We start from the raw sequence: 23465 nt of genomic DNA on the forward strand, positions 1-23465 counted from the left end.
CTCTCTCACAAGGTCACAAGTAGTCAGGGGCGCTGATGCCGAGCAGGGCCAGGCCGCCGGCCAGCACCGTCCCGGCGGCCTCGGCGAGGGCGAGCCGGGAGCGGTGGGCGGCCGAGGGTTTCTCGTCCCCGAGGGGCAGCACGGTGTGCTGGAACCCGAGGAACGCGTCGGCGGTGGCCTCCAGATGCCGGGCGACCCGGTCGGGGGCGCGGTGGCGTGCGGCGGCTTCGAGTACGGCGGGGTGGTCGCCGAGGGCGGCGAGGAGACGGAGCGCGTCGGTATCCTCCCCGTAATCCTCTCCATGCTCTTGGTACGCGGGATCCTCTGCCTGCTCTTCGTACGCGGGCGTGATGCCGAGCTGCGCGCCATTGCGCAGCAGGGCCCGCGCGCGGGCGTGTGCGTACCGCACGGTGAACAGGCCGTTGGCCTCGGTCTGGTCGAGCAGCCCGTCCGGCCCGAGCGCCCGGTCGTGAGCGGCCGGCCGCAGGAGCGCCCAGCGGGCGGCGTCACGGCCGAGGCGGTACACGTCGTAGGTGACGGGTGCGGGCGCGACCACCACGGGCAGCGGGCCCGGGGGCATGCCCTCGGCGTCGACGGTCACGCCGAGGGCGGCCCAGCGGGGGTCGACGGCGTCGCAGCCGGTACGCACGGAGGCGCCCTGCGCGGCCTGGAGCCTGGCGACGGTCTGGGCCACGACGGCGGCCCGCACCTCGGTGCGGTGGTGGTACTGGAGGACCTGCCCGGCCAGGGAGCGGCCGTGGCCGTAGCGGTGCCGCCGGCCGAGCACACGGCTGACCATCTGGGCGTGGCTGTCGCGCCGCAGGGTGAAGTTCAGGAACCCGGGCCCGGTGATCTCCACGCGCTCGATCCCGGCAGCCCCGGCGAGCCGCTCCCGCAGAATCTCGGCGACCCGGCGGGCCGGCAGCGCGGCGGGCCCGGCCAGCTGAAGCGCCGCGTTCGTCGCGTAGTCCCCGCTCCCGCCACCCCGAGGCCGCTCGACCTTGACGCCCCCCGGCACGTCTACCTCCCGCAGCGCACCCTCACCGACCGCACGGCGCACGGCGTGCAGCACGGTCAGCGAAAGATCTGCGGGGGTCACGGCACAAGCGTATGGGAGGACGCCTCCATGAGCGGAACCGGTTTCGCAATGCGGGCGGCGGGGGGGGTTGGGGGGGCGGGGGGCTGGGGTCGGATGGCTGGGGCCCGGGGCGGCTGGGGCGCCGGGTGGCTGCCGCGCTGGGGGGGGCTGCCGCGCTGTGGGCCGCCGTGCCGAATTGGCTGGCGCCTGCGGGGGCGGCCGCGCCGGGGACTACCACCCCGCGGACCGCCCGCACCGGGGGACCGCCACCCTGGCGGCTGCGGCGCTGTGGGCCGCCGTGCCGGGGGGCCGCCGCGCCGGTGGGTGCCACCCTGGCGGCTGCGGCGCTGTGGGCCGCCGTGCCGGGGGGGGGGTGCCGCCCCGTGGGCCGCCCGAGCCGTGGGCCGCCCATCTCCAGGGCTAGCGCCCGAGTGGACGAGCGTCCCAAAGGAGCGCCGCGCCGAGGCTGCCGCCCGGGTGGACCGCAAGCCCAGGCGGCCGGCGGTCCGGGGTCAACCCGACGGGGTTCCGGCTCGGCCGGCGCCGCGGGTGTCGTCGAGCGGGGGCGGGCTCTCGCGGTGCATCAACTCCCGCACGAGCCGCACGAGCTCGGCCGGCTCGAAGGGCTTGGCCAGGAACGCGTCGATCCCGGCAGCGAGGCCGCTGTCCACCTCGTACTGCGTGCACGCGCTGACGATCGCCACGGGCAGGTGTCTGGTCCTTGGATCCTCCCGCAACCGCTCGGCGGTCTGGAGCCCGTCGAGGCGGGGCATGACGACATCGAGGGTGACCACGTCGGGGCAGACATGATGAACGACGTCCAGACACTCGGCACCGTCGGCCGCGGTCACGACCTCGAAGCCCTCCAGCTCGAGATTGACCCTGATCAGCTGCCGGATGACCCTGTTGTCGTCCACGACGAGCACCCGGCCGGACACGCCTGACACAACTCGAGAGTAGGTCGCGCCGAGGCCCTGCGTCCGGGTTTTCCCCACTTCCACCCCACACGGGCGACACGACGGGTCCGCGACCCCCGAAATAGCTGTTCACAGCCACCGCCCGGGAGCTGGTAGGGTTCTACCCGTCGCCGCCGAACGCGGCGCACGCCCCCGTAGCTCAGGGGATAGAGCAACGGCCTCCGGAGCCGTGTGCGCAGGTTCGAATCCTGCCGGGGGCACCCAGCATGAGGTGCCCAGAGACCCCGTCACCAGCGGAAACGCTGAGGCCGGGGTCTTCGCGTATGTGCAGGCGGATGCCGCCCGGAGCGGCTGTATGTCGGGGCCTGTGGACGAGGCGTGGACGGGATCTTGAAGCGTTGTCGCAGGTGAGCCACCGAAAATGACGAGGCCCCTGGACAGGATGCCAGGGGCCTCGCACACGGTCAGGTGAGTGTCAGTCGTACTCGCGAAGCAGATCCTCGATGCGCCGGTTGGCGACCTCCTGTCGCCCGTCGAGACATTTCGCGTAGCGGCTGAGCAGGACCTCAACGCTGTTGCCGGCGCGCTCGGCCACCTCTGTGGGGTCGACGCCCGCGTTGAGCCACGTCGACAGTGCCGAGTGCCGAAGGTCGTACGGCCGACTCGCGAGTGGTGAGGCAGCGAGGGCCGGCGGAAGCGCGAAGAACCGAGCCTCCTGCCACACGCGGTAGTAGGTCGAGGACGGGACGACAGCACCCTTCTCTGTGAAGAACAGTCGCCCGTCGTCCGCGGTGCCGAAGGTGGCCAGATGCTCGCGGAGCACGGCGACGAGGTGCGGCGGGATGGGGACTCGCCGAACGTCCTCACTCGGTCGGTTCTTCAACCCGCGGTCGTCATGGGTCTCCCCTGAATCGGTCCACTGCTTGCCGACGGACGGACGGGTGCGGTGGAGCAGCACCGAGCCCCAGCCGAGTTCGGGAAGGTTCAGATCAGTCTCAGCAAGGGCGACCGCCTCGGCCGGCCGGAGACCACCGAAGTACATGGCGGCGAACATGCCCACGAGCCGACGGCCACGAGCACGCTGGTACCCGCCGACGTAAGAGACAGCCGCCAGGAGGTTCCGAGCCTGCTCCGGATTGGCAACCACCCGCGGATCGACCTGGTTGGACACCTTCGGTTTCTGCCAACGAACGGCCGTGATCGGGTTCTCCCGCAGCTCCCCCAGATCGACCGCGTAGTTCGCAGCGTTGACGAGGGTCCGCCGCTTACGCCGCACAGTTTCCGCTGCCGCGGCTGTTCCGTCGAGCTTGAGTTTCAGGGAGTCGAGTACTGCGCGAGCCGTGGCAGGTTCGGCGAGATCAGCAAGCGGTCGAGACGCCTTGGACACCCAATGAAGGACATCCCGCACGCCATCCGGGACTTCGCGGTCGTTCGGCCCCGGCAACACGAAAGCCCAGTTCCGGAGTGCTTTGCGGATTGTCTCGTCAGACGGCCGACCGGGACGCTCGCCGAGAAGCTCCATGGTCACGCTGGTGAGCGATTCGTTGATGCCGTCTCGCGTGTTGGGGGCAGCATGCGGCCACTTCATTGCGAGGTACCTCAGGGCGAACGCGTACCAAGACACGGCCGACTTCGTCTCCTCCATTGATGCCGGAAGACCGGTCCCCGTGTCGAACTCCTCGCCATCGCGCATCGCACGCATGAGCTTGGTGCGGTAGTGGTCGGCGAGCGCCTTCGTGCGGAAAGACTCGGAGAAAACGTTGCCGGCCACTGACCAGCGCACTCCGTAGGACGGAGTCTTTGTGTCCCGCTTACGGACGCTCCAGACCTTTACATCGAGAGATTTCACGCGGCGGTCTCCAGCTGCCGCAGCCAGGTCAGGAAGTCGCTGCGCCACACTCGCAACTCACCATTAGGGAGCTTGAACGCCACGGGCCCCTGCCCGAGCTCGCGCCACCGGTAGAATGTTCGCCGGGAGACTCCCCCCAGCTCGTCAAGGATCTGCGGGACGGTCATCAGCTCGTCTTTCACGTCAGGTTCCTTTCAGGGCTGCGAGTTCTTCGCGGGCGGTTTCGCGGTTGAGCTGGAGATCGCGGGCGATGGTGGCGGCGAGAGCGGACTCGCCAGGGGTGTGGCCGTGGCCGGCGTACTGCCAGTCGGCGAGGAGGAGGACGGTGTCCGGCTCGCGGTCGTCTAGAGCGAGGGCTGCGTGTTCCTGTGCGGCGCGGTAGTCGGCGCGTGCCTGGCGGAGGGCGCCGAGGGTGGTGGAGTAGCGGCGGGACTTGCTGGAGAAGTGGCCGCGGAAGCCGAGCATGTGCGCCCAGGCCCACAGTCGGCGGTCCGGGTAGAGCGGATCAAGGTCGCGGCAGGCGGTGATCAGGCGGCGGGTGTGGTCGGGAACGCCGTGGCGGTCGAGTTCCGCTAGTTCGCCGATGCGGCGGTCCAGGGTGCCGGTGTTCTCGGCGGCCTTGGTGGCGTACTTGGCGACGTACGAGGCAACGGCCTGTTCCGTGATCTCCGAGCCGTCACCGAATGCCCTCACGGCGCGTACGTCGAGCTGTCGGCCCCAGCGGAAGGTCCGGGCCGGTTGGTCGCCGGCGGTCGGGACCGAGACCGAGGTGTAGGAATGGGCCGCGGCTGCGCGGATGGCGGCGGCGAGGAGATCCACGGTGGCCCAGGACGGGGGCGGAGTGTCGGGCCCGTCGGGTCCGTCGAGGCGGACCACGGCGTGGAAGTGCACAGCACCGCGCTTCTGGAACTCGGCGACCTTGCCGTACGACAGCCGGGCGCACTCGCGCAGTTCCCGTTGGGTGAGGCCGGCACGGGCGGCGATCTCGCGGCGGAGCCGGTTGGTGAAGCGCTGCCAGAGTTGTCCGGCGTGGTTGTTGAACAGCACGGCGCCCGCGTAGTCGTACGTCTCCGGGTCGAGGGCGGTCCCCAGCTCCGGGGCGTCTGGGGTGTGGCGGACACCGCAGCGGCAGACGCCTCGGTCGGGCCGGTTGTGTACCGGGCCGAACGAGGGCGCGGTGAGCGTGGCGAAGACGCGGGGGTGGTCGCGGACGGTGGCGGGGATGTCCCGGCGGTCGTCCCCGGCGAGGCCGGCGCGGATCAGGTGGTAGGTGTCACCGGCGTAGGTCCAGGCGCAGGCGGGGCAGCGGGAGGCTCGGCGGTTGCCGCAGGCGACGCGGAGACGCCCGCCCGGCGCGTGCTCGGTGGTGTAGTGGTGCAGGGTTTCGCCGGTGGTCTTGTCCTTGTGGAGGACCCAGCCGCGCAGGTGGACGGGGTCGGCGCAGCCGCCGGTGCGCTTGATCTGGTCTTGCCAGCGGTCGAAGCCGGGGGACCCGGCCACCCGCAGCAGATCGCCGAGGGTGATCGGGTCCAGGCCCGCCGGGGTGGCGGTGCGGGGCACGTGCTTACCTCCCGGCCCGGGCGACGGCGACGGGGGTGGTGTAGCCGGTGCCCCGGCAGGTGGGGCAGGCCACGCGGAGGGTGGCGCGGGTGCCGTCCGGGTGGCGGGTGCCGGTGGTGATGGCGACGGTCGCGAAGCCGTCGCAGTCGCGGCAGATGCGCGCGGTCGGGGCGTGCTGGGGCATCATGGGCGTGCCTTTCGGGTCCGGTGGATCTGGAAGGTGGGAAGGCGCCCGGAGCGGTCGAAACTTGGCGGTAGACGCCGCTCCGGGGGCCGTCAGCGGCGCTTGGCGTCGGCGGTGAGCAGGGAGCGCAGGACGACGGCGCAGACGGCGACCGAGGCGCCGGTGATGGCGACCGCCAGGAGCATCGAGACCAGGACCGCGCCGACGACCAGGACCACGGCGGTGCCGCCGCCGACGAGGGCCAGCACGGTGCCGGGCGTGAGCTGCACGACCGGGCGGGACTGTGCCGGGGCGACGGGGACCGGCGCCGTGGTCGGGGTTCCCGGCGTGATCGTGGTCGGTTCGATGACGGCGGGCGGGGTGACCGTGCCGGTGGGCTGGGGCATGGTCGGGAGCTTGGGCCGGAACATGAACGGTTCTCCTTCGCTGGTTACTTGACCGCAGGTCGATGACGGGGGTCAGCAGGCTGTCGGCGAGGAGGTAGCCGCCGAGGAGGAGCACGGCGACCAGCCACCAGGGCGGGCGGACGAGCTTGACGCCGAGGACTCCGACGACCAGCAGGGCGAGCCAGAGCGGGACATCCATGGCGGCGGCCTCCTAGCGGACCTTGCAGCGGTGGGTGCGGGCGGCGAGCTGGGCGGCGGACTGGCTGGTGTAGTCGGCGGACCAGCCGCAGCCGTCGTTGCTGCACACGGCCGCGTGCTTGGTCTGGCCGTGGCGGTCGCGGTGGGTGCCGATCTGCACCGGGCCGATCCGCATCACGGAGTGGAAGAAGTCGCGGGCAGGCATGATCGGTGATCTCCTCTCAGGTCAGGTGAGCTGGGCGGCGATGGCGTCGGCCATGTGCGGCGGGACGCCGAGGCGAGCGCGAAGGGTGTCGGTGTCGATCCGCGATCCGGTCCGCTGCTCGTGGTCGGCGGCGACCTTGCGGGCGTGGTCGACCAGCGCGGCCGGGACCTGAACGGTCGGCGGCTCGACCGGGGCCGGTTCGGCGACCGGGAGGGCGGGGGTCTCCTCGGGAGGTGTGACGGCCGAGGGTTCCGGGTCCGGCTCGCTCACGGGCTCCGGTTCGCGCTCTACTGCCGGGTCCGGGCCTTGGGCGGCGGGCGCTGGCGGAGCCAGGGTGTGGCCGGGTGCGTGGGCGAGCAGGGTGCCGCCGAGGAAGGCGAGGGCGGGCCAGCCGGCGACGCCGAGGCGGAGCAGGGCGGGCGGGTTCTCCAGGTCGAGGAACCCGGCGGTGGCCACGTTGGCGCCGAGCGAGGCCACCAGGGCGATCAGGAACCAGCACCAGGCCAGCCGGGACGGACCGTCCGTGCGGAGTCGGCGCCAGGCGGCGACCAGAAGCAGGTCGACGCTGATCGGGTAGGCCCATGCCTTCCAGCCGTCCTGTCCGGCAGCGGCGGCAAGGTCGTGCAGGTGGGCGAAGGACAGGGCACCGGCGATCACGGCCTGTACGAGAACGGCGTCCGGGCGAAGGGCGGTGCGCATCGCGGTGTCCTCCTTTCCGGGTCAGTCGGTGGCCTGGCCGGTGCCCCAGCAGGTCAGGCACAGGGCGGTCTGGTGGTCGTCGGTGGCACGGCCCTTGCGGGTGCCGACGCGGACGGTTTCGCGGGTCTCGCCCGTGCCGTCGCAGTCGGGGCACTTCGCGGGCTCAGGCTTCGCCGGGGCCGTCTTGCGGCGGGCGGTGGGCTTCTTGGCGGCGGGCACGGTCACCACCCCTGGCCGGGGTACTCAGGGCCGTCGGTGGGGTCGTAACCCGGCGGGAAGATGCCGGGCGGGGGCTCGGGCAGCGACGCAGCCAGGCACGGGCCGATGGCGTCGATGAAGTCCTGGTCGGCGCCGGCGGTGTGGGCGTACAGAGCCAGGTCGCCGAGCATCAGGACGGTGCGGTGGAAGTCCTCAGAGCGCGGGCACATGGCGAGTGCTCTCCCTTCGTCAGGCAGCGGCCGGGGTCGACTCCACGGCCGGGGCCGGTGCTGGGGCGGGGATGCCGACCAGGGGGCGGAACGGAGCGAGGGCGGGCAGGTCCGGGGTGAGGTCTGCGTGCCGGTTGCAGATGTTCACGGCCTGGCGCAGCGAGGTGTGTGGGGCGCGGATGCGGGCCCAGCCGCCGGACGAGTCGCCGGTGATGGCGATGCCGGGGGCGTCGGTGGGAATCTGGATCGCGGCGAGGACGGCGTCCGGGGCGATGTCGCCGAAGGCCATGTTCGCGCTGGACTCGTCGTTGACGCGGTGCGCGGTCCGGCCGGTGAGCTGGGCGCGCAGCATGGTGATGCCCTTGCCGAGTTCGGAGCCGAAGCGCTGTCCGCAGATCTCCAGGTAGATGCCAGCGGCGCGGCCGAGCTGAGCGAGCCGGGCCAGGGCGGTGATGATCCGGTCGCGGCGTTTCTCCTCGTCCTTGGTCGCGTAGAGGGCGAGTTCGGCGACCTCGTCGACCAGGACCACGATCGGCACCGGACGCAGATCATCGGGCAGGGACCAGATGTCGGCGGCGATCTCCGCATCCGGCACATCGGCGGTGATCCGCTGTTCGGCACGGATGAGCTGGTAGACGTCCTCCATGTGGGACACGAGCGCGTCGAGGAGTTCGGCGGCGGTGTCCTGGTTGTCGGCCAGCGCGGAGAACCGACGGGCCAGCGGGAACAGCTCAACCCCTTGCTTGCAGTCGATGCCGACCAAGGCGACCCGTTGCGGAGCCAGCGCGGCCACCAGGTTGCGCTGGTAGACGGACTTGCCGGACTCCGTGGCGCCGAGGGTGAGCCCGTGGGGCACGGCGCGGTAGTCGCGGTAGTGCACGGCTCCGTCCTCGCGCAGGGCGACCGGGACCCGCATCGGGCGGGTGTCGACCTTGCCCGGCATCTGCACCCGCTTGAGCACGTCGTAGCCGGTCATCCGCAGCTCTACCACGCCGGAACGGACCTCACGGGAGGTGACGCCGTACATGGCGAAGGAGTGCCGCAGCCGGTCACACGAGGCGGCCACGTCGAAGGCGTCCTGGCCCGGGCGGAGCTTGAGCCGCAGGACGAGACCCGTCCGCGTCGGCCGCACGCGCAGAATGCGCGGGGCGCGAGGCCCGGGAACGGCGCTGTTGGTCATCCGGGCCACGGCCAGGCGCCAGCGAGGGGCCGGGACCGTCAGCCCGCAGGCGTCCATCACCGAGCCGTAGCAGACCAGGACCCGCAGCAGAGCGAGGGTGACTCCGAAGGTCAGCCAGTACCAAGCCAGGCGCCGCCACCGCAGGAGACCTGCAGTGGCGACGACCAGCACCAGGGCGGCAGTGAAGCCGGTCATGTCAGGCCGCCTTCGACTGCGAGGCGCCGGCGGCGAGGGAGGTCACCGCGACCGCGCGGAAGGCGATGCCGTGCCGCTTCTGGCCGTTGAACTCGTTCTCCCACGGCCGGGCGATCAGGCCCGTCAGCGCGACCGGCGTACCCATGGCCAGCTCACCCGAGATGCCGGACTCGGGGACGGTCACCGACAGGATCTCGACCTCACCATTGGCCGCGAACATCACGTCGACGGTCGACAGGGCGGACCCGGTCTCGGCGTCCATCGCACGCTCGCCGGTACGGCGGTCCTTCACCTTGGGCTGCGGGGGCTGAGCGACCATCACGGTGGCGGCGGAGGTGTCGACGGGGATCTGACGCATCGTCTGTCTCCTGATCTGACGGGAGTTGAAGCCGCCGTTCGGCGGTGAGATCAGGAGACCGCGAGAGGTAGTGGACGCATCACGGTCTGTATGGACGTTTAGGGACGTCTGAGCTATCGTCAAAACGTCCCTACGGCGTCCCAGGGAAGGGCACGTGATGGCGAACGAGCGTCTGCGCGCGGCGATTTCATCGAAGGGCGAGACCATCCAGTCCGTGGCTCAGCACGTCGGAGTCGACCCCAAGACGGTGGAGCGCTGGATCACCACGGACCGCACGCCCCACCGGGGACACCGCTGGAAGGCGGCCAACTTCCTGGGCGTCGATGAAGTCTACATCTGGCCCGCCGTACAGAAGCAGGCCGAAACCGCCAGCACTTCCGAGCTGATCACGTACTACCCGCATCGAGGAGCGGTGCCGGCGCCCCTGTGGTCATCGCTGATCGAGAAGGCGAAGGACCAGGTCGACATCCTCGTGTACGCGGGGCTGTTTCTCTTCGACAGCCACCCGGACCTTCCGGACCAGCTGGCAGAGAAGGCCAAGGCCGGGGCGCAAATCCGAGTCCTGCTCGGCGACCCGGACTCGGAGATGGTCCACCAGCGCGGCGAAGAGGAAGGGATCGGTGACGATCTGGCCGCACGAGCACGGATCACCCGGCGGTACCTCCAACCGGCGATGACCACGCCCGGTGTCGAGATCAGGCTGCACGACACGATCCTCTACAACTCGATCTACCGGTTCGATGACGACGTACTGGTGAACCCTCACGTACTCGGAGCTCCAGCAGGGCAGAACCCGGTGCTGCACTTCCGCTACCTCCCTGGGGCCCGGACCTTCCGGCACTACATGCGGAGCTTCGACTACGCGTGGGAGCGCGGGCTGCCCGAGTAGGCAGGCGGGCTGCGCCGCCCGCCGGCGGAGCGTGTAAGGCTTGGCTTATGGCCCGAGTCGACTACTTCAACGATCCGAACGCCCCGAAGGCGAACAGCATCGTCCCCTCGGTCACCGCCGTGGCGCTCAACGATGCCGGGGAAGTGTTGCTGATCCACAAGACGGACAACGACCTGTGGGCACTGCCGGGCGGCGGGGTCGACGTGGGCGAGTCAGCCCCTGACGCCGCAGTGCGGGAGACCAAGGAAGAGACCGGCTTCGACGTCGAGGTCACGGGACTGGTCGGCATCTACACCAACCCGGCCCACGTCATGGCCTACGACGACGGTGAGGTACGCCAGCAGTTCTCGATCTGCTTCCGGGCCCGCATCATCGGCGGCGAGCTGCGTACGAGCAGCGAGAGCAAGGAGGTGGCGTTCGTTCACCCCGGTCGGTTGGACGAGCTGAACATCCACCCGTCGATGCGGATGCGGATCGATCGGGGACTCAGCGGCCGGCCCGATCTCTACATCGGCTAACCGCCGAGGCGAGAGCGCGTCCGTTCAACAGCGGCACCCAGATACGGGCGCGCCTTGCTGATCGCGTTGTGCACCTCGCTGCCCGGCTCATACCGCTCCAAGATCTCGTCAATGCGGCGGTCGAAGTCGAAGGACTGGCCAGCGGGGCCGGTCGTCATGTCGGCGTAGATCAGCGCATCCAGCACGGGAGAGTCCTCCCGCTCATACGCTTCCAGCTCAGCAGTCAATCCGCGCTGCTCTGCCTCGTACACGGCGCCGGAGTGATGGGCGACGAGGCACACGAGGCGGGACGGTGCACCGAGCGCCTCCAGGTGGCGGGCACCGTCGAGTGGATGAAACCCGGTCTGCCGCAGCTCCGGGGCGTAGCCGATGTCATGCAGCCAGGCCGCGGCGACGAGGAGATCACGGTCTTCTTCGGACACGGCCGCGGAAGCTTCGCGCGCGCGAGCAGCCACCGCCTGTGTATGCAGCCAGCGGTTCCCGAGCGGAGGCAACAGCGACTCGGCCAGTTCGGCCGCGCCTTGAGGCGTGTCCAGTCCAGAGGGCATAGATCGCACCGTAGCCCAGAGAGGGGCGTAGCCGACACCCCGAGAGCGATCACCCCAGAGCCAGGACGCGGTAAGACTTTCCCTACTTCATCAAGGCCCGCGCACGGCGCGGGCACGCGCCGCCTCTGCGGCGCGCCGGCGACTGCAGGCACGAAGGACGAAGAGACCCGCGGTGGCTGGGGCCGGTCGGCTCCACGGCTTTAGGCAGCCACCTTGGCGCGAGCCTCGAAGATCATGGCCCAACATCGGGCACCAACGGGCAGGTCCACAAGCCTGCCCGATTCGCGGGCCAGCGTTATGGGCCATGATCACTCGCGCCAAGGCAGCTCCAGCCCAAAGCCGCTACGCCGACCTTCCAGCTGCCCTGCGGCTCCGTTGCCGGAAGCTAAGAAACCCCTGATCCAGGGTTTGGATGAAGAACTTTGCCAGTAGAATTATGCAGGTTTCCGGTCGAAACCATCTAGCATCAGACAGGCCTTTAATGTGACGAAACAGGACAAAACGGGAATGTAAGCGCCCGGCTGACCCGCCTATTGGTTTTACCTCTTCAAATAAATTCAGAGTGAGAGTAAGTATGAGCAGCAGCTGTCGCGGAGCTTCGTCGATCGATCGATGCATCGTCGGAGGTGTTTCCTGATGCCGCCTCAGAGTAAGGAAGCCCAGCGCGCGGAACTGCACAAAACCATCTGGCGCATCGCCAACGACCTGCGCGGCAGCGTGGACGGCTGGGACTTCAAGAGCTACGTGCTCGGCATGCTGTTCTACCGCTTCATCAGCGAGAACCTGACCGCCTACCTGAACAAGCTGGAGCGCGAGGCGGGCGACAGCGACTTCGACTACACCGAGCTCAGCGATCGCGACGCCGAGCTCGGCCGCAAGGACACGGTGGAGGAGAAGGGCTTCTACATCCTTCCCAGCGAGCTGTTCGCGAACGTTCGCAAGCAAGCCGCTGGCGACGAGAACCTGAACGAGACGCTGGCTCGGGTGTTCAAGAACATCGAGGGCTCGGCGCTCGGTACCGACAGCGAGGACGCTCTGAAGGGTCTGTTTGACGACCTGGACGTCAACAGTGCCAAGCTCGGTCCCACGGTGGCTAAGCGGAACGAGAAGCTAGTGAAGCTGCTCGACGCTATCGGCGACCTGAACCTGGGTGACTTCAACGACCACGCCATCGACTCGTTCGGCGATGCCTACGAGTACCTGATGACCATGTACGCCTCCAACGCGGGCAAGTCCGGTGGTGAGTTCTTCACGCCGCAGGAGGTCAGCGAGCTGCTGGCGCGTATCACAGTCGTGGGCAAGAAGTCGGTCAACAAGGTGTACGACCCGGCCGTCGGCTCGGGCTCGCTGCTGCTGAAGTTCGCCAAGGTGCTGGGCAAGGACAACGTCCGCCAGGGCTTCTTCGGTCAGGAGATCAACCTGACCACCTACAACCTGGCGCGCATTAACATGTTCTTGCACGACATCAACTACGAGAAGTTCGAGCTGGCGCACGGTGACACGCTCACCGATCCGCAGCACTGGGACGACGAGCCGTTCGAGGCGATCGTCAGCAATCCGCCGTACTCCATCAAGTGGGACGGCGCTGCCAATCCGCTACTGATCAACGACCCGCGTTACTCGCCGGCCGGCGTGCTCGCGCCGAAGAGCAAGGCCGACCTCGCCTTCACCATGCACATGCTGTCGTGGCTGGCTGTCAACGGCACGGCGGCCATCGTCCAGTTCCCCGGCGCGCTCTACCGCGGCGGAGCAGAGCAGAAGATCCGCAAGTACCTGGTGGACAACAACTACGTCGACACGGTCATCGAGCTGCCGCCCGACCTGTTCTTCGGAACCACCATCTCCACCTGCGTCCTCATCCTGAAGAAGTCGAAGAAAGACAACTCTGTCCTGTTCATCGACGCTTCGGCTGAGTTCAAGCGCCTGGGCAACAAGAACAAGCTCCTGCCCGAGCACCAGCAGAAGATCCTTAACGCCTTCACTGCTCGCGAGGATGCCGACCACTTCACCAAGCTCGTCCCGAACGACGACATCGCAACAAACGGCTACAACCTCACCGTGTCGTCGTACGTCGAGGAGGAAGACACCACCGAGGCCATCGACATCATCGAGCTGAACGAGCGAATCGCGGGCATCGTGAAGCGCCAGACGGAGCTGCGCACGCAGATTGATGCGATTGTGGCCGACCTGGAAGCGGGGGGAAATGCGCTTGTCTGACCTCCTCTCAAAGGCTCCAGAGCGCACAGCAAGAAGAGTTGAAGGTTTTCTTGACGACCGTGAGCTGAAGTGGGGAAAGCACAAGAAGATCAAAGTCGGCAAGGTATTCCACAACTTCCATTGCAAGATATGCGACGACCAGCGCACCTTCGAATCTGGTGACGAGCTCTACTGTCTGGGGCTTGACGAACACACGGTTAGTATCGACGCCACACTGAGGTGCACAGCTTGTCAGTCATCGGTGGAAACGTGGTTCCTGGTTGCTAGCACTGAAAACATTTCTGGGTTCGCCCCAGAAGTTCGAATCGAGCGGTATACCGAGAACCTGCGCGACCGTGCCGAGCGCATAGGCGAGGCTCCGGGTCAGTTCGGCGATCTGGTGAGGCGCGCCCAAATAGCGTATGACGCCGAGCTTGGCGCTGGCGCGATGGTCTATCTGCGCTGGATTCTTGAATCGATCACGTACGAGGTCGCCGAGATTGCAGGGATCCCCACCACGGGAAAGAAGAACGGACGAATTCCATTTAGAGACCTCCTCGAGCGAGTGAATGAGGAACGGCGCATCATTCCGCAACGCTTTTCCAGTAACGGCTACAAGTTGTTTGGTGAGCTGAGCGAAATCATCCATGGAAACTCAACCGAAGAGGAAGCGCTGAAGAAGTTCAAGCCATGTCTTCAGCTCGTGCTCGGGGTGGTCGAAGAAGTCAACCGCGACAACGTGTTCGCTAAGGCTATCGATGAGCTCGGATGGGGCGCCGATGACATTGACGAGATTGCAGGTGACGCGTCATGAGTCGGATTGATGAGTTGATCTCTCAGTTTGCTCCGAGTGGAGTCAGGCACGTCGAGCTCCACCAAGTTGCGAGCTACAGCGACACACGGGTGGACGCAAAAGAGCTTGATAAGACGAACTTCGTCGGCGTCGACAACCTCCTTCCTGATAAGGGAGGCAAGACGGATGCGAACTATGAACCGAATACTGACCGCCTCACTGCATACGCGCCTGGCGACGTCCTACTTGGGAACATTCGCCCGTATCTCAAGAAGGTCTGGCTGGCGACGAACGCCGGGGGCTGCAGCGGTGATGTCCTGGCGATTCGAATTCGTGAGGACGAACGCCGCGCCCTAACCCCTGAGTTCCTGTACTACGTTCTATCGTCCGACACCTTCTTTGCATACAACATGCAGCACGCAAAGGGTGCAAAGATGCCGCGCGGAAGTAAGCCGGCGATCTTGAAATACGTAGTCCCGATCCCGCCTGTTGAAGTGCAGCACGAGATTGTTCGTGTACTTGACTCATTTAGGGCACTGGAAGCGGAGCTGGAAGCGGAGTTGGAAGCGGAGCTGGAAGCTCGGCAAGTTCAACATTCGTACTACTGGAACGCGCTCCTGACTCCTCGCACTAGCTGGCGACGAACCACTCTAGGTCAGATTGCGGAAGTCTTCGACGGTCCACATGCGACTCCACGGAAGACTGCGACGGGTCCGTGGTACCTCAGCATCTCGTCACTTGAGAACGGTCGTTTCAATCTGGCGTCATCTGCGCACATTGGCGAAGACCAATATGAAACCTGGGTTCGTAGAGTCGCGCCTAGATTGGGTGACACGATGTTCTCGTACGAGACCAGACTCGGACAAGCGGCATATTGGGATCGAGACGAGCCGGCAGCGCTTGGGCGACGAATGGGGCTTCTGCGCCCAAAAGAGTCCGAGGTTGATCCACGATTCCTGACGCTGGCCTACCTGGGTCCGGAGCTTCAGTCGCTCATTCGAACCAAGACTGTGAGCGGTGGAACCGTTGACCGCATTCCGATTGCAAACATGGCGAGCTGGCCTATTTCCATTCCGTCTATTCCGGAACAACGACGAATCGTAAATGTCCTTGACAGCTTCGATGCCCTCATGAACGACCTGAGCAGCAGCCTCCCCGCCGAGCGGAACGCTCGCCGCACCCAGTACGAGTACTACCGTGACAAGCTGCTGACCTTCGAGAAGGCAGTGGTATGAGCGGGTTGTCATCGAAGCGCTACGAGCCGATCGCCGTCAGTTCCGAGAGCACGGTCGTCGCTGAGTTCATCGCCGACGAAGCCGCCGCGACCTCCCACCAATCCGAGGCTGACCTAGAGCGAGAGTTTATCGGTCTGCTGCAGTCGCAGGCCTACGAGTATCTGCCCATCACGTCGGAAACACAGCTGGTCGCGAACCTGCGCACGCAGCTGGAGGCGCTGAACGGCATTACCTTCAGTGACACCGAGTGGGAGTCGTTCTTCAGCGAGAAGATCGCTGGAGTGCACGAGGGCATCGTGGAGAAGACGGTGCGCATTCAGGAGGACTACATCCAGGTTCTCCGGCGCGACGACGGCACCGCCAAGAACATCTCGCTCATCGACAAGAAGAACGTCCACAACAACTGCCTGCAGGTGATCAACCAGTACGAGATTGGTGCTGGCCAGGGTGGCGTGGCGCATGCCAACCGCTACGACGTGACGGTGTTGGTGAACGGCCTGCCGCTGGTACACATCGAGCTGAAGCGGCGCGGGGTGGACATCCGCGAGGCGTTCAACCAGATTGACCGCTACCAGCGCGACAGCTTCTGGGCGGGCTCGGGGCTGTTCGAGTACGTACAGTTGTTCGTGATCAGCAACGGTACGCTGACGAAGTACTACAGCAACACCACCCGGCGCCAACACCTGTCGGAGCAGGCGTCATCGAAGAAGGCGAATAAGACATCGAACTCGTTCGAGTTCACCTCGTGGTGGGCGGATGCCACCAATCGGCCGATCCAAGACCTGACTAGCTTCACCAAGACGTTCTTCGCCAAGCACTCGCTACTGAACGTGCTGACGAAGTACTGCGTGCTGACGGCCGACCGGATGCTGCTGGTGATGCGGCCGTACCAGATCGTGGCGACCGAGCGGGTCATCCAGAAGGTCGAGATTTCGACCAACTACAAGGAGCTCGGTTCGGTAGCAGCCGGCGGGTATGTGTGGCACACGACTGGCTCGGGCAAGACACTGACCTCGTTCAAGACCGCCCAGCTCGCCTCTCGCCTGGCGGACGTAGATAAAGTGCTGTTCGTGGTCGACCGCAAGGATCTGGACTACCAGACGATGCGCGAGTACGACCGCTTCGAGAAGGGAGCGGCCAACTCTAACACCTCGACGGCGGTGCTGAAGCGGCAGCTGGAAGACCCGGGCGCGCGGATCATCATCACAACGATCCAGAAGCTCAGCACGTTCATCAACGCCAACAAGGATCACGCAATCTACGACGGCCACGTGGTCTTGATCTTCGATGAGTGTCACCGCTCGCAGTTCGGCGACATGCACACGGCCATCACCAGGTCGTTCAAGCGCTACAACATCTTCGGCTTCACCGGCACACCAATCTTCGCCATCAACTCCGGCAGTGGCAGCAATCCGAACCTGCGCACCACGCCGCAGGCCTTTGGCTGCTACCTGCACGGCGATCCGAGGAACTGCCCACCGCAGGATCACCAGATGGCGATCCACACCTACACGATTGTGGATGCCATCAACGACAAGAATGTCTTGCCATTCCGCATCGACTACGTCAACACCATCAAGCTGCCCGAGGGGCTGACGGACAAGCAGGTGTCGGCCATCGACACCGAGCGTGCACTGCTCGACGCCGAGCGGCTGCGGCAGGTGGTGGCCTACACGCTGAAGCACTTCGACCAGAAGACCAAGCGCTCCCACGGCTACGATTACTCGGTGGTGGCCAACGTCGCCGACGTGATCGGCAGCCGCAACAAGGTGGCCGAGCTGAAGCAAGCCAGCCGCGTGAAGGGCTTTAACGCCATCTTCGCCACTGCCTCGATCGACGCTGCCAAGCGCTACTACCTGGAGTTCAAGAAGCAGCAGGCCGCGCTCGTCCCCGACCGCCGGCTGAAGGTCGCCACGATCTTCTCCTACGCCGCGAACGAGGACGTGAGCGACGACTACCTCGACGAAGAGGGCTTCGAGACCAGCTCGCTCGACCAGCCTTCGCGCGACTTCCTCGAAGAGGCGATCAAGGACTACAATGCGTTGTTCGGCACCAGCTACGACACCAGCGCAGATAAGTTCCAGAACTACTACAAGGACTTGTCGCTGCGGCTGAAGAACCGCGAAATCGACCTGGTGATCGTGGTCAACATGTTCCTGACCGGCTTCGACGCCACCACCCTCAACACGCTGTTCGTGGACAAGCGGCTGGTCAACCACGGCCTCCTCCAGGCCTACTCGCGCACCAACCGCATCCTGAACTCGGTGAAGACCTACGGCAACATTGTGTCCTTCCGCGACCTCGAGGAAGAGACCAACGACGCCATCGCCCTGTTCGGCAACAAGGACGCGCGCGGCATCGTACTGCTCAAGCCGTACGCCGAGTACTACGGCGAGTACAGCGAGCGCGCCAACGAGTTGCTGGAGAAGTTCCCGCTGAGTGAGCAGATCGTCGGCGAGGCAGCGCAGAAGGAGTTCATCGCCCTACTCGGCGCCATCCTGCGGCTGCAGAACATCCTGACGTCGTTTGACGACTTCGCGGGCAACGAGATCCTCACCGAACGCCAGATGCAGGACTACCGCAGCATCTACCTGAACTTCTACGCCGATTTCCGCAAGGACAGCGAGGCCGAGAGGGAGGCGATAAACGACGATGTGGTCTTCGAGATCGAGCTGATCAAGCAGGTCGCGATCAACGTCGACTATATCCTCATGCTCGTCGCCAAGTGGCGTGAGGCGCGCGGCAACGGCTCCCACAAGGAGCTGGATGTCCGTATGGACATCCAGCGTTCCGTCGACTCCAGTCCGACGCTGCGCAACAAGAGGGACCTCATCATGGACTTCGTTGACCGCGTGTCGGCCAGCGGTGAGATTGATGAAGAGTGGCGCGCTTATGTGGACGCCCAGCGCACCGCCGAGCTTGACGCGATCATCAGCGACGAACGTCTGAAGCCCGAACAGACGAAGCGCTTCATCGACCAGGCCTTCCGCGACGGCGCCATCCCCGTCGCTGGGACGGCTATCACCAGGATTCTGCCGCCAGCCTCCCGCTTCTCGGCAGCCGGAGGCCACGGCGAGAAGAAGCAGCGCGTTATAGCCCGCTTGATTGAGTTCTTCGAGCGATACTTTGGGCTGAGCGCGGGAGGTGGCGAGTGACCGCTACTTTCTCAGAAGGGTTGCTGCCATGACGTTCGTTAGCGACAACCCGATTGAAAAGCCTGAAGACGACGCGCTTGAGCGCGCCGACCTAGCGAGAACGTTTGCGGATCACATCCTCGACTTCGATGTGAGTCAAGTTTTTTTGACGTAGGAATAGGGCTCACGGCCCTGACTCGACGGCTGCTCAGGCGGTCCTCGACTCGACATGACTGCATTGCGGCTTGGCTCTTTCACGTTCCCGGAACGCTACCTTTAAGGGCACGCTTTCCAGCTGTGGACTATCCGTGGACGAGGATCACCTCACTTGCCTGCAACAGGCCCGCGACCTGCGGGTTCTCTTGCCGGGCAAGGTCCCTCCGGAGCCGTGTGCGCAGGTTCGAGTCCCTGCCGGGGGCACAGAAGCCGGAACAGCGTGAATCGTCCGCTGGCCTGTGGAAGTGCCAGACTTCGAGAGCCGGATCCAGTCGTGACTGGGTCCGGCTCTTTGTCGTTGCCTGCCGCCGCTCCGGGCGGGGAGGGAGGAGCGCGGCGGGCCGACGTGGGGATGCCTCTGGGGGCGGCGCCAGGAAGTCCGCGAGGGTGTCAGCCGATCTGGAGGGAGCGTTTGGAGAGGCCTACCCAGAAGCCGTCGATGACCGTGTGCTGAGCGGTCAGTTCGTCGTGGCCCGCGCCGAGGGTGACGAAGAGCGGGGCGAAGTGTTCCGTGCGGGGGTGGGCGAGGTGGGCGGCGGGGGCCTTGTGCTGGAAGTCCAGGAGGGCGTCCAGGTCTTGGGCTTCGAGGGCGCGGCGGCCCCAGTCGTCGAATTCGGCCATCACCGAGGAGACGTTGTTGCCCAGGTCCATGGCGCGCAGGTTGTGGGTGAAGAAGCCGCTGCCGATGATCAGGACGCCCTCGTCGCGGAGAGGGGCGAGATGGCGGCCGATGTCCATCAGCTTCTGCGGGTCCAGGGTGGGCATGGAGATCTGGAGGACGGGGATGCCGGCGTCCGGGTACATCTCCTTCAGCGGGACGTAGGCGCCGTGGTCCAGGCCGCGGTCGGGGACGTCCTGGACCGGCATGCCGGGGGTGCGCAGCAACGCGCGTACGTTCTCGGCGAGTTGCGGCGCGCCGGGGGACTCGTACGTCACCTGGTAGTAGCGCTCCGGGAAGCCCCAGAAGTCGTAGTGGAGCGGCACGGTCTCGGTGGCGCCGATCGCCAGGGGGGCCTCCTCCCAGTGGGCGGAGACGATCAGGATCGCCGTGGGGCGGGGCAGGGCGGCGGACCAGGCGGCGAGCTCGCCGGGCCAGACGGGGTCGTCGGCCAGCGGCGGTGCGCCGTGCGACAGGTAGAGCGCGGGCATCCGGCCGGTCGGGGTCGGCGGCGGGGGCGGGGGCGTGTGGGTCATGTCGGGGTGCCCTCCGGGGCGGCGGGTGGCGGCGGGGACATATGTTGAACGTTGGACTAGTTAGTTCCACGGTAGCTCCTGGTTTGAATTTGAACAAGGCCGGTACCGTGGGAGCCATGGGTCGACCGGCATGGCTGAACGAGGAAGAGACGCGGGCCTGGCACGCCTTCATGGCTGCCGGAGCGCTCCTGAACCGGCGCCTGGACCAGCAGCTGAAGGAGGGCGCGGGGATCTCGCACCTCCAGTACGAGATCCTCGTCCGGCTCAGCGCCGCCCCCGACCGCGAGCTGCGCATGACCGAGCTCGCCGACGCGCTGTACAACTCCAAGAGCGGTCTGACCTATCAGATCACCCAGCTGGAGAAGGCGGGACTCGTACACCGCCGCTCCTGCGCCAATGACGTGCGCGCGGTGTACGCCTGCCTCACCGACGCCGGACAGCGCGTGCTGGAGCAGGCCGCGCCCGGGCACGTCGCCCTCGTCCGCGAGCTGCTCATCGACGTCCTCACCCCCGACCAGCTCACCGCGGTCGCCGACGGGCTGGGGGCGGCGAGCCGTCGCATGCTCGGTCAGCCCTGACCGACAGAAGGGTCAGGAGGCGCGTTTGCGGGGGGTGGCCTTCTTGGCGGGGGACTTCTTCGCCGTTGTCTTCTTCTCCGCCGCCTTGCCGCCCGCCGCCTTCTTCGCGGTCGACTTGCGGGCCGGGGCCTCGGCGGTCTTCTTGGCGGCCGCAGACTTCGCGGTGGACTTCTTCGCGCCGCCCTGCTTCGGCGCGGCCGGGGCCGCCTTCTTGCGGGCCGGCAGTTCGTGGACCGACGCCTCCGCCTCGCCCTCGCCGCGGGCCTCCCGGGCCGCGCGCACGCTGCTCTCCAGCGCGGCCATCAGGTCGATGACCTGACCGGCCGGCCGCTCCTCCTTCGCCGACGGCACCTCGGCACCCTCCGCCTTGGCGGCGATCATCCGCTCGACCGCCTCGCGGTAGTCGTCGTGGAGGGTGCTGATGTCGACCTCCCCGAGGGTGTCCATCAGGGCGTCCGCCAGGTCGAGTTCGGCATCCCGTACCGTCACCGGCGTATCCGGCGCGACCCCCTCCGGGCGGCGGATCTCGTCCGGCCACAGCAGCCCGTGCATCGCGATCACGTCCTCGACCACCCGCAGCATCCCCAGCCGCTCCCGCCCGCGCAGCGCGAACTTGGCGATGGCCACCCGTTCGCTGCGCTTGAGCGCCTCCCGCAGCAGGGTGTACGGCTTCGCGGCCGGCACACCGTTCGCCGCCAGGTAGTACGCCGCGTCCATCTGGAGCGGGTCGATCTGCGACGCCGGTACGAAGGAGACGATCTCGATCGTCTTGGCGGTGGGCAGCGGCAGCTGGGCGAGGTCCTCGTCGGTGATCGGGATCATGGCGCCGTCGGCCTCTTCGTACGCCTTGCCGATCTCCTCGGACGGCACCTCCTCGCCGTCCAGCTCGCAGACCTTGCGGTAGCGGATGCGGCCGCCGTCCCGGGTGTGGATCTGGCGGAAGGAGATGGACCTGTTCTCGGTGGCGTTCACCAGCTTGATAGGGATGCTGACCAGACCGAACGAGATTGCGCCATTCCATATGGATCGCACCGGTTCATCCCTTTCGTACCGATTCATGGGATTCTCATCGTATGACGCCGATCACGGAGGTGGAGGGGCGGCGCCTGGCGCTCAGCAACCTGGAGAAGGTCATCCATCCCGCCACCGGGACCACCAAGGGCGAGATCCTGCACTACTACGCCACCGTCGCCGACTGCCTCCTGCCCCACCTCAGGGGCCGCCCCCTGTCGTTCCTGCGCTACCCGGACGGCCCGGACGGCCAGCTCTTCTTCACCAAGAACCCGCCTCCCGGAACCCCCTCCTGGGTGAAAACCGTCCCCGTCCCCCGGTCGGACGACACCAACGCCCGCCAGGTGGTCGTCCAGGACCTCCCGTCCCTGATGTGGGCGGCGAACCTGGTCGTGGAGTTCCACACCCCGCAGTGGCTGGCCGACGACCCGGCCGTCGCCGACCGCCTGGTCTTCGACCTCGACCCGGGCCCGCCCGCCACCGTCGTGGAGTGCTGCCACGTCGCGGTCTGGCTGCGGGAGCGGCTCGCGGAGGACGGGCTCGACGCGTACGCCAAGACGTCCGGTGCCAAGGGCCTGCACCTCTACGTCCCGCTGGAGCCGGCGCCCTCTGAGCAGGTCCAGGCGTACGCCAAGCAGCTCGCCGTCGAGGCGGAGGCGGACCTGTCGGCGCTGGTCGTGCACCGGATGACCAAGGCGCTGCGCCCCGGCAAGGTGTTCGTGGACCACAGCCAGAACAACGCCGCCAAGACGACGGCCGCCCCCTACACGCTGCGCGCCCGCCGCGAGCCGGCCGTCTCGGCGCCCGTGACCTGGGAGGAGGTGGAGTCCTGCGGGAGCCCCGCGCAGCTGGCCTTCCTCATGGCGGACATGGCCCCGCGCCTCCAGGATCACGGGGACCTCCTCGCGCCCCTGCTGGACCCGGATCAGGCGGGGCGGCTGCCATGAGGCTGAGACCGCCGCTGAAGGTGGCGCTCGCCGAGACGGTGGACGCGCTGCCGCGTGAGCCGGGCCTGGCGTACGAACCCAAGTTCGACGGCCACCGGATGGTGGTCTTCCGTGAGGGGCGGGGGGACCGGGAGGACCGGGAGGGCGGGGGTGTGGTGCTCCAGGCCCGTTCCGGGCGGATCGTGACGGCCGCGTTCCCCGATCTGGCCGCCGCCGCACGGGAGTTGCCGGACGGGACGGTGCTGGACGGCGAGGTCGTCGTCTGGCGGGACGGCCGGATCGACTTCGCCGCCGTACAGGGCCGGGCCTTCGCCACGCCCGGACGGGCGCCCGCGCTCGCGCGGCGGCTGCCCGCCTCGTACGCCGCCTTCGACGTCCTCGCGGCGGACGGCGCCGACCTGCGGCCCCTGCGGTACACGGCGCGGCGCGAGCGGCTGGTGGAGCTGCTCGCGGGGCTCGGCCCGCCGATCCAGGCCGTGCCCATGACGACCGACCCCGAGGTGGCCGCGGCCTGGTACGAGACGCTGCCCGCGATCGGCGTCGAGGGCCTGGTCGTCAAGCGGCTGGACCAGCCGTACAAGGCGGGCAGGCGCGCGTGGCGCAAGCTGCGGCACACCGACACGTGGGACGCGGTGGTCGTCGGGTTCACCGGCGCCCAGGAGCGCCCGGCCTCGCTGGTCCTGGTGCTGCCGGACGACGACACCCCGGTCGTCTCCAGCCCGCTGCCGGCCGCGCTGCGCGCCCGCGCGGGCGCCGCGCTCCGGGACCTGGCGCCCGGGGAGCCGGGTACGGCGATGGCGGTGGGCATCGGGGAGGTGCCCTACCGCTCCGTGCCGCCGCGGCTGATGGCGGAGGTCGAGACGGGCACGACGCGCCACACGGTGACGACCGTTCTGCGCCTGAAAGACACGAGCTGACGCGGCGAACCGCCGGGCCCGGTCGTGGGCGAACCGCCGGGCCCGCCCTGGC

The 23465-nt window shown here is 67.3% G+C and carries 25 protein-coding genes and 1 tRNA gene; 10 read left to right on the top strand and 16 right to left on the bottom strand.

What is annotated here, in order from left to right; translation table 11 throughout:
* Positions 1 to 13: 13 nt before the first annotated feature.
* A complete protein-coding gene (gene nrtL / locus QWM81_RS10650) occupies positions 14 to 1099 on the bottom strand; it encodes an ArgS-related anticodon-binding protein NrtL (RefSeq protein ID WP_290111547.1) in 1086 nt (361 codons plus the stop codon).
* A 491-nt stretch (positions 1100 to 1590) separates the two neighbouring features.
* Positions 1591 to 2079 (bottom strand): response regulator, encoded by a 489-nt coding sequence (locus QWM81_RS10655; protein WP_290111548.1) that lies wholly within the window; start codon positions 2077 to 2079, stop codon positions 1591 to 1593.
* Between the two features lie 104 nt (positions 2080 to 2183).
* Between QWM81_RS10655 and QWM81_RS10660 the strand changes: the two genes are divergently transcribed.
* Positions 2184 to 2255 (top strand) — tRNA-Arg (locus tag QWM81_RS10660).
* A 215-nt stretch (positions 2256 to 2470) separates the two neighbouring features.
* On the opposite strand, the gene QWM81_RS10665 is transcribed toward QWM81_RS10660, so the two are convergent.
* From QWM81_RS10665 to QWM81_RS10715, 11 genes are all read right to left on the bottom strand, one after another.
* Positions 2471 to 3844, bottom strand: coding sequence for a tyrosine-type recombinase/integrase (locus QWM81_RS10665; protein ID WP_290111549.1), 1374 nt, complete (start codon positions 3842 to 3844; stop codon positions 2471 to 2473).
* A complete protein-coding gene (locus tag QWM81_RS10670) occupies positions 3841 to 4011 on the bottom strand; it encodes a helix-turn-helix transcriptional regulator (RefSeq protein ID WP_290111609.1) in 171 nt (56 codons plus the stop codon). Before QWM81_RS10670 ends, QWM81_RS10665 begins: the two co-directional genes overlap by 4 nt.
* A 16-nt stretch (positions 4012 to 4027) precedes the next feature.
* On the bottom strand, positions 4028 to 5404 hold the full coding sequence (gene repSA, locus QWM81_RS10675) for a replication initiator protein RepSA (protein ID WP_290111550.1): 1377 nt from the start codon (positions 5402 to 5404) through the stop codon (positions 4028 to 4030).
* Positions 5405 to 5408: 4 nt separating this feature from the next.
* The gene (locus QWM81_RS10680) at positions 5409 to 5588 is read right to left on the bottom strand and encodes a hypothetical protein (RefSeq protein ID WP_290111611.1); all 180 of its coding nucleotides are present in this window, start codon (positions 5586 to 5588) and stop codon (positions 5409 to 5411) included.
* 92 nt (positions 5589 to 5680) lie between these two features.
* Positions 5681 to 5998, bottom strand: a complete 318-nt coding sequence (locus tag QWM81_RS10685) for a SpdD-like protein (RefSeq protein WP_290111551.1) — start codon at positions 5996 to 5998, stop codon at positions 5681 to 5683.
* 187 nt (positions 5999 to 6185) lie between these two features.
* Entirely contained in the window at positions 6186 to 6377 is a 192-nt protein-coding gene (locus tag QWM81_RS10690; protein ID WP_189414978.1) for a mobile element transfer protein, read from the bottom strand.
* 21 nt (positions 6378 to 6398) lie between these two features.
* Positions 6399 to 7076 (bottom strand): DUF2637 domain-containing protein, encoded by a 678-nt coding sequence (locus tag QWM81_RS10695; protein ID WP_290111552.1) that lies wholly within the window; start codon positions 7074 to 7076, stop codon positions 6399 to 6401.
* Between the two features lie 21 nt (positions 7077 to 7097).
* Entirely contained in the window at positions 7098 to 7295 is a 198-nt protein-coding gene (locus QWM81_RS10700) for a hypothetical protein (RefSeq protein WP_290111553.1), read from the bottom strand.
* A gap of 2 nt (positions 7296 to 7297) precedes the next feature.
* The gene (locus QWM81_RS10705) at positions 7298 to 7504 is read right to left on the bottom strand and encodes a hypothetical protein (RefSeq protein ID WP_290111554.1); all 207 of its coding nucleotides are present in this window, start codon (positions 7502 to 7504) and stop codon (positions 7298 to 7300) included.
* 19 nt (positions 7505 to 7523) lie between these two features.
* On the bottom strand, positions 7524 to 8879 hold the full coding sequence (locus QWM81_RS10710) for an FtsK/SpoIIIE domain-containing protein (RefSeq protein ID WP_290111555.1): 1356 nt from the start codon (positions 8877 to 8879) through the stop codon (positions 7524 to 7526).
* A 1-nt stretch (position 8880) separates the two neighbouring features.
* Positions 8881 to 9237 (bottom strand): SCO3933 family regulatory protein, encoded by a 357-nt coding sequence (locus tag QWM81_RS10715; protein ID WP_290111556.1) that lies wholly within the window; start codon positions 9235 to 9237, stop codon positions 8881 to 8883.
* 157 nt (positions 9238 to 9394) lie between these two features.
* Here QWM81_RS10715 and QWM81_RS10720 point away from each other — a divergent pair, with 157 nt between their 5' ends.
* Both QWM81_RS10720 and QWM81_RS10725 read left to right on the top strand, forming a co-directional pair.
* The gene (locus QWM81_RS10720; protein WP_290111557.1) at positions 9395 to 10126 is read left to right on the top strand and encodes an XRE family transcriptional regulator; all 732 of its coding nucleotides are present in this window, start codon (positions 9395 to 9397) and stop codon (positions 10124 to 10126) included.
* Positions 10127 to 10173: 47 nt separating this feature from the next.
* Entirely contained in the window at positions 10174 to 10644 is a 471-nt protein-coding gene (locus tag QWM81_RS10725; RefSeq protein ID WP_290111558.1) for an NUDIX hydrolase, read from the top strand.
* Here the strand turns inward: QWM81_RS10725 and QWM81_RS10730 are convergent.
* Positions 10641 to 11192, bottom strand: coding sequence for an HD domain-containing protein (locus tag QWM81_RS10730; RefSeq protein WP_290111559.1), 552 nt, complete (start codon positions 11190 to 11192; stop codon positions 10641 to 10643). The two genes, QWM81_RS10725 and QWM81_RS10730, sit on opposite strands and share 4 nt — an antisense overlap.
* 636 nt (positions 11193 to 11828) lie before the next feature.
* On the opposite strand from QWM81_RS10730, the gene QWM81_RS10735 reads away from it, so the two are divergent.
* The 4 genes from QWM81_RS10735 to QWM81_RS10750 are packed head-to-tail and all read left to right on the top strand — an operon-like array spanning position 11829 to position 18571.
* A complete protein-coding gene (locus QWM81_RS10735; RefSeq protein WP_290111560.1) occupies positions 11829 to 13409 on the top strand; it encodes a type I restriction-modification system subunit M in 1581 nt (526 codons plus the stop codon).
* Positions 13402 to 14202 (top strand): hypothetical protein, encoded by an 801-nt coding sequence (locus QWM81_RS10740; protein ID WP_290111561.1) that lies wholly within the window; start codon positions 13402 to 13404, stop codon positions 14200 to 14202. The genes QWM81_RS10735 and QWM81_RS10740 overlap by 8 nt, the downstream gene beginning before the upstream one ends.
* On the top strand, positions 14199 to 15416 hold the full coding sequence (locus QWM81_RS10745) for a restriction endonuclease subunit S (protein WP_290111562.1): 1218 nt from the start codon (positions 14199 to 14201) through the stop codon (positions 15414 to 15416). The genes QWM81_RS10740 and QWM81_RS10745 overlap by 4 nt, the downstream gene beginning before the upstream one ends.
* Positions 15413 to 18571, top strand: coding sequence for a type I restriction endonuclease subunit R (locus QWM81_RS10750; RefSeq protein WP_290111563.1), 3159 nt, complete (start codon positions 15413 to 15415; stop codon positions 18569 to 18571). The genes QWM81_RS10745 and QWM81_RS10750 overlap by 4 nt, the downstream gene beginning before the upstream one ends.
* Positions 18572 to 19156: 585 nt before the next feature.
* Here the strand turns inward: QWM81_RS10750 and QWM81_RS10755 are convergent.
* On the bottom strand, positions 19157 to 19960 hold the full coding sequence (locus tag QWM81_RS10755) for a dioxygenase family protein (protein WP_290111564.1): 804 nt from the start codon (positions 19958 to 19960) through the stop codon (positions 19157 to 19159).
* 116 nt (positions 19961 to 20076) lie between these two features.
* On the opposite strand from QWM81_RS10755, the gene QWM81_RS10760 reads away from it, so the two are divergent.
* Positions 20077 to 20538: a MarR family winged helix-turn-helix transcriptional regulator gene (locus QWM81_RS10760; RefSeq protein ID WP_290111565.1), complete on the top strand. Its 462-nt coding sequence runs from the start codon at positions 20077 to 20079 to the stop codon at positions 20536 to 20538.
* Between the two features lie 12 nt (positions 20539 to 20550).
* Here QWM81_RS10760 and ku read toward each other — a convergent pair whose 3' ends face one another.
* Positions 20551 to 21570, bottom strand: coding sequence for a non-homologous end joining protein Ku (ku, locus tag QWM81_RS10765; protein ID WP_290111566.1), 1020 nt, complete (start codon positions 21568 to 21570; stop codon positions 20551 to 20553).
* Between the two features lie 41 nt (positions 21571 to 21611).
* On the opposite strand from ku, the gene ligD reads away from it, so the two are divergent.
* Together ligD and QWM81_RS10775 are read left to right on the top strand one after the other, a co-directional pair.
* Entirely contained in the window at positions 21612 to 22496 is an 885-nt protein-coding gene (gene ligD, locus QWM81_RS10770) for a non-homologous end-joining DNA ligase (RefSeq protein WP_290111568.1), read from the top strand.
* Positions 22493 to 23413 carry an ATP-dependent DNA ligase gene (locus QWM81_RS10775; RefSeq protein ID WP_290111570.1) on the top strand — a complete coding sequence of 307 codons (921 nt, stop codon included), beginning with the start codon at positions 22493 to 22495 and terminating at the stop codon, positions 23411 to 23413. Before ligD ends, QWM81_RS10775 begins: the two co-directional genes overlap by 4 nt.
* Positions 23414 to 23465 lie beyond the last annotated feature (52 nt).

Source organism: Streptomyces ficellus, from assembly GCF_030406405.1.
GTDB classification, from domain to species: Bacteria; Actinomycetota; Actinomycetes; order Streptomycetales; family Streptomycetaceae; genus Streptomyces; species Streptomyces ficellus_B.

Excerpts from the sequence above, each read along its gene's own strand:
- QWM81_RS10670 (WP_290111609.1), bottom strand. The coding sequence starts at position 4,011 with ATGACCGTCCCGCAGATCCTTGACGAGCTGGGGGGAGTCTCCCGGCGA.
- QWM81_RS10680 (WP_290111611.1), bottom strand. The coding sequence starts at position 5,588 with ATGCCCCAGCACGCCCCGACCGCGCGCATCTGCCGCGACTGCGACGGC.
- QWM81_RS10685 (WP_290111551.1), bottom strand. The coding sequence starts at position 5,998 with ATGTTCCGGCCCAAGCTCCCGACCATGCCCCAGCCCACCGGCACGGTC.
- QWM81_RS10690 (WP_189414978.1), bottom strand. The coding sequence starts at position 6,377 with ATGCCTGCCCGCGACTTCTTCCACTCCGTGATGCGGATCGGCCCGGTG.
- QWM81_RS10695 (WP_290111552.1), bottom strand. The coding sequence starts at position 7,076 with ATGCGCACCGCCCTTCGCCCGGACGCCGTTCTCGTACAGGCCGTGATC.
- QWM81_RS10705 (WP_290111554.1), bottom strand. The coding sequence starts at position 7,504 with ATGTGCCCGCGCTCTGAGGACTTCCACCGCACCGTCCTGATGCTCGGC.
- QWM81_RS10710 (WP_290111555.1), bottom strand. The coding sequence starts at position 8,879 with ATGACCGGCTTCACTGCCGCCCTGGTGCTGGTCGTCGCCACTGCAGGT.
- QWM81_RS10715 (WP_290111556.1), bottom strand. The coding sequence starts at position 9,237 with ATGCGTCAGATCCCCGTCGACACCTCCGCCGCCACCGTGATGGTCGCT.
- QWM81_RS10720 (WP_290111557.1), top strand. The coding sequence starts at position 9,395 with ATGGCGAACGAGCGTCTGCGCGCGGCGATTTCATCGAAGGGCGAGACC.
- QWM81_RS10725 (WP_290111558.1), top strand. The coding sequence starts at position 10,174 with ATGGCCCGAGTCGACTACTTCAACGATCCGAACGCCCCGAAGGCGAAC.
- QWM81_RS10730 (WP_290111559.1), bottom strand. The coding sequence starts at position 11,192 with ATGCCCTCTGGACTGGACACGCCTCAAGGCGCGGCCGAACTGGCCGAG.
- QWM81_RS10735 (WP_290111560.1), top strand. The coding sequence starts at position 11,829 with ATGCCGCCTCAGAGTAAGGAAGCCCAGCGCGCGGAACTGCACAAAACC.
- QWM81_RS10745 (WP_290111562.1), top strand. The coding sequence starts at position 14,199 with ATGAGTCGGATTGATGAGTTGATCTCTCAGTTTGCTCCGAGTGGAGTC.
- QWM81_RS10750 (WP_290111563.1), top strand. The coding sequence starts at position 15,413 with ATGAGCGGGTTGTCATCGAAGCGCTACGAGCCGATCGCCGTCAGTTCC.
- QWM81_RS10755 (WP_290111564.1), bottom strand. The coding sequence starts at position 19,960 with ATGACCCACACGCCCCCGCCCCCGCCGCCGACCCCGACCGGCCGGATG.
- QWM81_RS10760 (WP_290111565.1), top strand. The coding sequence starts at position 20,077 with ATGGGTCGACCGGCATGGCTGAACGAGGAAGAGACGCGGGCCTGGCAC.
- ligD (WP_290111568.1), top strand. The coding sequence starts at position 21,612 with ATGACGCCGATCACGGAGGTGGAGGGGCGGCGCCTGGCGCTCAGCAAC.
- QWM81_RS10775 (WP_290111570.1), top strand. The coding sequence starts at position 22,493 with ATGAGGCTGAGACCGCCGCTGAAGGTGGCGCTCGCCGAGACGGTGGAC.